Below are 5,838 nucleotides of genomic sequence, written 5' to 3'. Positions count from 1 at the left end.
CCCGCGCGCCGGGCCCGGATCCGTACGCTGGTCGGCGTGATCACCCGCCCCCGACCGCGCCCCCGCCGGTCCGCCGGCGTGCTGGCCGGGACCCTGGCCGCGGCCGCCCTCGTCCTCGCCGGGTGCGGCGGCGAGGCCCCGACGGTGACGTTCGACGTCGGCGGCACCTCGCTGACCGCCGCGCCCACCCAGTTCTGCGACACCAGCCTGCAGAACTGCCAGGACGCCCCGAACGCCCGGGTGACCGCGCAGGTCCCGCCCGGGACGGAGGTCCGCATCACGGTGCCCGAGGAGGTCTCCTCCGCGCCCTGGCAGGTCGCCTACGCGTTCACCCGAGGCACCGACCCGACCCCGGTCCAGCAGCGCAGCGCGATCGCCGCGCCGGACACCCGCACCGACTTCACGCTGTCCCTGCCCGAGCCGGGCGACCGGCTCGTGACCGCGCAGGTGCAGGTGTTCGGGGCGCCGCCGTCGATCGACCCGGCGAGCACCGACATCCAGTTCCCGGTCCGGGCGACCTGGGTGCTGGTCGGCGAGCAGGGCTGAGCGGGCGCGACCCGGGATCTCAGCGGCCCGCGCCGAGCAGCCGGGCCAGCGCGGCGTCGGAGTCGGCCTGCGCGTGGCGGTCGTGGGTCGAGGAGAACACCAGCAGCTCGTCGGCGCCGGTGCGGGCCACGAGGTCGTCGAGCCGCTCGGCGACGGTGTCGGGGTCGCCGGCGATCGCGTTCGCCAGCGCCCGGTCCACGGTCTCGCGCTGGCGCCGGGTCGTCACGCGGTGCGGGTCCGGCGGCTCCAGCGGCGGGAACTCCCCGGTGGTGCGGGCCGCGGCGTGCGCCCACGCCTCGGACAGCGCCAGCTGCGGGTCCCCGACGAGCACGTCGGCGGACACCACCAGGTGCGCCGCGTCCCCGGCCCGCTCGCGGTAGTCCGCCAGCGCCGCCGGGTCGTCGAGTACCGGGCCGCCGACGACGGCCGGCAGCCCCAGGTCCCCGGCCAGCCGCAGTCCCGCGCCGGTGGCGAGCAGGAACAGGGGGACGGCGTGCTCCAGCCGCGGCCGGGCCGTCACCGGGCCGCTGCCGTCGAGGAAGGAGCGGAGCTCGTCGAGGGCGGCACGGAACTGCGCGTCGTCGGCCCCGCCGGCGCGCAGGGCGCGGCGGACCGGCTCGGTGAACCCGGGCGAGCGGCCGATACCCAGGTCGATCCGCCCGGGGTGCAGCGCCTCCAGCAGCGCCACCTGCTCCGCGACGACGAGCGGCTGGTGGTTGGGCAACATGATCCCGCCCGAACCGACCCGGATCCGCGAGGTCGCCGCGCCCACCGCGGCCATCAGGACCGGCGGGCTGCCCGACGCGATCCCGGGCACGGCGTGGTGCTCGGCCACCCAGAACCGGTGGTAGCCGAGCTGCTCGGCGCGGACGGCCCGCGCCACCGTGCCACGGACCGCGGCGGCGTCGGGCTCCCCGGCCCGCGTCCGCGAGCGGTCCAACATCGACAGGCGCACACCCGTGCCAACACCGCCCGAACCCGCCACCATTCCGGCGCTCGTGCGGCACCCCGCGACACCCCGCGGCGCCCCACGCACGCGTCGCCACGCACCGTGCCGGGTCGCCACGTACGCCCGCGGGGGCGGCGGGACGGCGGGTCAGCCGTCCAGGTCGCGGGCGACGGCCCGCACGACCTCGGCGGCCAGCTTGCAGGTCTTGCGGTCCGGGTAGCGCCCGTGCCGCAACGCCGGCTGGATCTTGTTCTCCAGCAGACCCATCATGTCCTCGATCAGACCGTGCAGCTCCTCGGCGGGGCGGCGCGCGTTCTCCACCGCGGACGCCTGCTTCTCGACGATGCGCACGGAGAGCGCCTGCGGCCCGCGACGGCCCTCGGCCATCCCGAACTCGACCCGCTGGCCGGACTTGAGCGCCTCCACGCCGGACGGCAGCGCCGCCTTGCGCACGTAGACGTCCTCACCGCCGTCCTGGGAGAGGAAGCCGAAGCCCTTCTCCGCGTCGTACCACTTCACCCTGCCGGTGGGCACCGTCGTCCTCGATTCCTGCTTGCTGTGTTGCTGCGTGCACGACAAACGCGCCCGGGCTCGCCGGACGCGCCGTCACCGATGGTACGCCTGGGACCCGTCCGGGGGTCAGGCGTTTCGGACGTTCGCCGCACCCTCCAGGTCCAGCAGCCCGACCGACTTCTCCCGCATCTCGACCTTGCGGACCTTGCCGGTGACCGTCATCGGGAACTCGTCGACGACGAGCACGTAGCGCGGGATCTTGTAGTGCGCCAGCTTCCCGGTGGCGAACTCGCGCAGCGTGTCGGCGGTCAGGGGCGCGGCGCCCTCGCGCAGCACCACCCAGGCGCAGAGCTCCTCGCCGTAGCGCTCGTCGGGGACACCGATGACCTGGGCGTCGACGACGTCGGGGTGGGTGTAGAGGAACTCCTCGATCTCGCGCGGGTACACGTTCTCGCCGCCGCGGATGACCATGTCCTTGATCCGGCCGGTGATGTTGAGGTAGCCCTCGTCGTCCATCACGGCGAGGTCGCCGGTGTGCATCCAGCGGGCGCGGTCGATGACCTCGGCGGTCTTCTCCGGCTGCTCCCAGTAGCCCAGCATCACCGAGTAGCCGCGGGTGCACAGCTCGCCCGGCTCGCCGCGCGGCAGCGTCCGGCCGGTCTCCGGGTCGACGACCTTGACCTCCAGGTGCGGGTGCACCCGCCCGACCGTGGACACCCGGCGCTCGACGGAGTCGTCGGCGCGGGTCTGGGTGGACACCGGGCTGGTCTCGGTCATGCCGTAGGCGATGGTCACCTCGATCATGCCCATCCGGTCGACGACCTGCTTCATCACCTCGACCGGGCACGGCGAGCCGGCCATGATCCCGGTGCGCAGGCTGGACAGGTCGTAGTCGCCGAAGCCGGGGTCGTTGAGCTCGGCGATGAACATCGTCGGCACCCCGTAGAGCGAGGTGCAGCGCTCCTGCTGCACGGCGTGCAGGGTCGCCTTCGGGTCGAAGCCCTGCGCCGGGATGACCATCGTCGCGCCGCTGGTGGAGCAGGCGAGGTTGCCCATGACCATGCCGAAGCAGTGGTAGAAGGGCACCGGGATGCAGACCCGGTCGGCCTCGGTGTACCCGCAGGTCCGGCCGACGTAGTAGCCGTTGTTGAGGATGTTGTGGTGCGACAGCGTCGCGCCCTTCGGGAACCCGGTCGTCCCGGACGTGTACTGGATGTTGATCGGGTCGTCGGCCGTCAGCGACGCCTGCACCTGCGCCAGCTCGTCGCGGCGGGAGGCGTCGCCCGCGGCCAGCGCGTCCCACCCGGGGGAACCGGTGATCACGACGCGCTGCAGGTCGGGGCAGTTCGCCCGGACCTCGGCGATCATCTTCTCGTAGTCGGAGGTCTTGAACGACGACGCCGACACCAGCGTCGAGATCCCGGCCTGCTTGAGCACGAACTCCAGCTCGTGGGTCCGGTAGGACGGGTTGATGTTGACCAGGACGACGCCGATCTTGGCCGTCGCGAACTGGGTCAGCGTCCACTCCGCGGTGTTCGGCGACCAGATACCGACCCGGTCCCCCACGGTGAGACCGGCGGCGAGCAGCCCGGTGGCCAGGTCGTCGACGGCCTTCTGCAGCTCGCGGTAGGTCCAGCGGCGTCCGGTCTGCACCTCGACGAGCGCGTCGTTGTCGGGGACGCGGGCGACGGTGCGGTCGAGGTCGTCACCGATGGTGTCGCCGAGCAACGGCGTGTCCGAGGTCCCGGACGCGTAGGACGGGACGGCGGGGGTTGCGGCGGCTGAGGTCACGACGTCGTACTCCTCGGGCGGTTCGGTGCGGGTCGTCACATCCTCGCCCCCGGACGACGCGGTTGCCAACACCCGTCGGTCAGGACGAGGACAGGCGCCGCCGCCCCGAGTCGGCGACCTTCGCCGCCCCGCGCCGCGCCCCGTGGGCCGCGCGGCGCAACGGCCGCGGCGACGGCTCGGGCCACGGACCGACCGGCACCAGCACCCGTTCGGCCGGGGCGAACCCGGCGGGGTAGCCGGGCACCCGCCAGGTCCCGGCCGGTGCGTCCGGTGGCAGCCATTCCGGGCGCCACATGCCCAGCGCGAGGTCCAGATCGGCCAGCCGGGGCGCGAGCTCGTCGGTCAGCTCGGTGCGCAGGTGCTCGGCCCACAGCCGTACCCGCAGGTCGCGCACCTGGTCGCCGGTGGTGACGAACGCCGTCGAGAGCTCGGTGTCGGTGCCGCGCATCGAGCGGGAGAAGAAGTTGGCCGACCCGATGGAGGCGAAGACGTCGTCGACCAGCGCCAGCTTGGTGTGGACGGTGAGGTCCTCGATCCGGTGCATGATCACGTTGCCGCGGTCGGCCGGGTCGAGCTGGTCGATGACACCACGCTGCACGTCACCGGTGACGCGACGGCGGAATTTGTTCACCCCGGCGTCGACCGGGTCCTTGCGCCCCGAGCACACGAGCACGACCTTCACCCCGCGGGCGGCGGCGTCGCGCAGCAGCCCGTAGAGCCGGAACGCCCGGCGGCCGCCCGGGACCTCGAAGAAGTACTGGTCCTCCAGGTAGACGTAGCGGCGCGCACCGCGGATCGCGGTGGACAGCGTGTGGAAGACCTCCTGGGTGCCGTTGCGGGGCAGCACCGTCCAGTGCCGCCGGTAGAGCATCCCGAAGTGGTCGATCTTCCACGGCCGCAGCGAGCGCAGCACCTGCACCGCGGTCCCCGGGGCGGACCGCGGCGGGGCGGGCGGCGACGGCGGCAGGTCGCGCCGGAACGGCTCGGGGTTCATCGGCTCCCAGTCGGTGGGGGTGACCATGAACCGGCGCGGCGGCAGCGTCGCGGCCTCGGTCCACCGGCCCCGGTACACCTCCCACACCCGGGCCGCGCCCGGCCCGTGCAGCGCGGCGGCGCCGTCGTGCCAGCCCCAGCGCTCCTCGCCGATCGAGAGCCGGTCGTGCGGCTCGGCGTCGAACCGGTTGGCCGACAGGTCCAGCCCGCCGACGAACGCGGTCAGCTCCCCGCCGACGTGGGCGAGCACCACCTTCTGGTGGTGGCAGCCGATGCCCGAGCCGGACCAGTCCAGCAGCACCCGCCCGGCGAGCTGCGGGCGGCGGCGCAGCTCCAGCGCGGCGAACGCGTTGGCCCGGAACGGGCCGATCGCCACGCCGGGCACCGATCCGGAGAACAGCGCCGCGGTGAGCAGCACCCGCACGTCCACGCCGGCGTCGACCAGACGGGCGAAACGGTCGGCGAGGGCCTCGTAGCCGTCCTCGTCCGGGTCGAGACCGTTCAGATCCATGTCCGGTTCCAGGTTCAGGCCGGTGACCAGCACCGTGTCCCCCGGCCCGGCCCGGTCGAACAGCGCGCGCAGCCGGGCGAAGTAGTCGACGCCGTCGACGATCGGCTCCCACCCGGTGTCCTCGACGAACGTGGGGCAGTCCGGGGTGGCGGGGGCCAGGTAGCGACGGGTCAGCGACGCCAGGTCGGCGGGCGGGGAGCCGGGCATGCCCGGACGCTATCCGGCGCGCCGGGGGTCGCGCCTACTCTGCGGGCATGGCACGTCCGGGAACGGTGGACCGGGTCTCCGCGGCCGTCGCGGCGGCGGGCGCGGTGGTGGTCGGCGGCTGGTTCGTCGTGACCGGGGTGCAGATCGAGATGGTGGGGGCGCCGGGCCGGGGACCACTGGACCGTGCGTTCCCGTTCCTGCTGGCCGCGACCGCGGTCGCGGTGTTCGGGCTGATGGCGTGGCGCTCGTGGCGGGCGGCGGACCGCGCGGACGCGGCCGCACCCCCGGTCTCGGCGCCGGTGGTGCTGCCGACGCCGCTGCCCGGGGC

General features: G+C 74.1%; 6 protein-coding genes. 2 read left to right on the top strand and 4 right to left on the bottom strand.

Annotation, left to right across the window (positions count from 1 at the left end):
• The coding region (locus GTW08_RS24695; RefSeq protein ID WP_237454152.1) for a DUF2771 family protein at positions 1–546 on the top strand (546 nt) is incomplete at its 5' end.
• Positions 547–565: 19 nt separating this feature from the next.
• Here GTW08_RS24695 and GTW08_RS24690 read toward each other — a convergent pair.
• From GTW08_RS24690 to GTW08_RS24675, 4 genes are all read right to left on the bottom strand, one after another.
• The gene (locus tag GTW08_RS24690) at positions 566–1,489 is read right to left on the bottom strand and encodes an MsnO8 family LLM class oxidoreductase (protein WP_237454151.1); all 924 of its coding nucleotides are present in this window, start codon (positions 1,487–1,489) and stop codon (positions 566–568) included.
• A gap of 153 nt (positions 1,490–1,642) precedes the next feature.
• Positions 1,643–2,029 (bottom strand): cold-shock protein, encoded by a 387-nt coding sequence (locus tag GTW08_RS24685; RefSeq protein ID WP_062398128.1) that lies wholly within the window; start codon positions 2,027–2,029, stop codon positions 1,643–1,645.
• Between the two features lie 105 nt (positions 2,030–2,134).
• Positions 2,135–3,799: an AMP-binding protein gene (locus GTW08_RS24680; protein ID WP_073576892.1), complete on the bottom strand. Its 1,665-nt coding sequence runs from the start codon at positions 3,797–3,799 to the stop codon at positions 2,135–2,137.
• A gap of 79 nt (positions 3,800–3,878) precedes the next feature.
• The gene (locus GTW08_RS24675; RefSeq protein ID WP_073576597.1) at positions 3,879–5,510 is read right to left on the bottom strand and encodes a phospholipase D-like domain-containing protein; all 1,632 of its coding nucleotides are present in this window, start codon (positions 5,508–5,510) and stop codon (positions 3,879–3,881) included.
• 47 nt (positions 5,511–5,557) lie between these two features.
• Here GTW08_RS24675 and GTW08_RS24670 point away from each other — a divergent pair.
• Positions 5,558–5,838: hypothetical protein (locus GTW08_RS24670; protein ID WP_161152606.1), on the top strand; the 281-nt coding region annotated here is incomplete at its 3' end.

The organism is Pseudonocardia sp. SID8383 (assembly GCF_009864975.1).
GTDB classification, from domain to species: Bacteria; Actinomycetota; Actinomycetes; order Mycobacteriales; family Pseudonocardiaceae; genus Pseudonocardia; species Pseudonocardia alni.
The sequence above is the reverse complement of the archived record's forward strand: the minus strand, read 5'-3'. Positions and strand labels throughout refer to the sequence as shown.